The 840-nt window shown below is 59.2% G+C and carries 1 protein-coding gene; it reads left to right on the forward strand.

Features of this window, described 5'->3' with window-relative positions; translation table 11 throughout:
* Positions 1-71: 71 nt before the first annotated feature.
* A protein-coding gene (locus tag NKI01_RS30810; protein ID WP_352503950.1) for an IS5 family transposase occupies positions 72-835 on the forward strand; the annotation gives its coding sequence in 2 pieces (ribosomal slippage) (positions 72-411 and positions 411-835; 765 coding nt in all).
* Positions 836-840 lie beyond the last annotated feature (5 nt).

Consider the following 840-nt stretch of genomic DNA (forward strand, 5'->3'; position numbering starts at 1 on the left):
CTAGGGTCAGGACCCATTAATTTGTTGAGTTGATCTCTGTTGGGTGATTCAAGGTGGCAGGAGGTGCCGCCTTGAGTGATTTGCTGATGTTGACGCCGGAGCAGATGCGCCGGATCGAGCCCTATTTTCCTTTGTCGCATGGTGTGCCGCGTGTAGATGACCGCCGGGTGCTGAGCGGCATCCTGTTCGTGATCCGCAATGGTCTTCGCTGGCGAGATGTCCCTTCCGACTACGGTCCGCACAAGACCATCTACAACCGCTTCATCCGCTGGAGTCGGCTGGGTGTGTTCAACCGCATCCTGGCGGAACTGGCCGCGCAGGGCGGCGAAACGGACAATTTGATGATCGATGCCACCCATCTCAAAGCGCATCGCACTGCCGCCAGCCTCCTTAAAAAGGGGCTCTATCCCGATGTATCGGACGCAGCCGAGGCGGACTGACCACCAAGCTGCAAGTGGTCTGTGACGGCAAGGGACGTCCGCGGCTGCTGCATCTGAGCGAAGGGCAGGCCAATGATCACAAGACTGCTGCGGCAGTGATCGAGGATTTGCCCGCCGCCAACGCCCTGCTCGCCGATCGGGCCTACAGTTCAGCGGCCTTCCGCCAGGCGCTCGTCGAGCGCGGTATCACGCCATGCATCCCACCCCATGCCAAGCATCGTGTTCAGCACAGCTACGATCCTGTCCTATACCGACAACGCCACAGGATCGAGAACATGTTCGCACGCCTCAAAGACTGGCGACGCATCCACACCAGATACGACCGATGTGCTCACACCTTCCTGTCGGCGATCGCATTCGCTGCAGCCTTCATCTTCTGGATCAATGAGTCCTGACCCTA

Origin of the sequence: Mesorhizobium sp. M0815 (assembly GCF_040319995.1) — a bacterium.
Taxonomy (GTDB): Bacteria; Pseudomonadota; Alphaproteobacteria; order Rhizobiales; family Rhizobiaceae; genus Mesorhizobium.